General features: G+C 61.4%; 1 pseudogene. It reads right to left on the reverse strand.

The features are described 5' to 3' along the window. A pseudogene (locus tag HX803_RS31720) lies at positions 1-314 on the reverse strand (alkene reductase); the annotation flags it as partial. Positions 315-370 lie beyond the last annotated feature (56 nt).

Below are 370 nucleotides of genomic sequence, written 5' to 3' on the forward strand. Positions count from 1 at the left end.
TGCCACAGTTGCAGGAAGATGCGTCCACCCTCGGCGTGCACCGCTTCGGTCACGCCCTGCCAGCCGTGTACCTGCGCTTCGCTGTGGATACCGGGGGTGAATGAGTAGCCCTTGCCTTGAGGTGAAATCTGCGTGGCTTCGGTGACGATCAAGGCCGCCGAAGCTCGCTGTGCGTAGTACTGCGCGTTCAGGGCATTGGGGATATCGCCGGGTTGGCTGCTGCGTGCACGCGTCATGGGAGCCATGACCACGCGATGGCGCGCGCTGATTCCAGCGAAGGTGATCGGACTGAACAGCGTCGAGAGTGTCGTCATGGTGAAGATCTCCTGGTGTTGAGGTGATTGCATGGAGCAAGTCTGCGGCAGGGGAT

It is taken from the genome of Pseudomonas sp. P7548, from assembly GCF_013386585.1.
In the GTDB taxonomy this organism is placed as follows: Bacteria; Pseudomonadota; Gammaproteobacteria; order Pseudomonadales; family Pseudomonadaceae; genus Aquipseudomonas.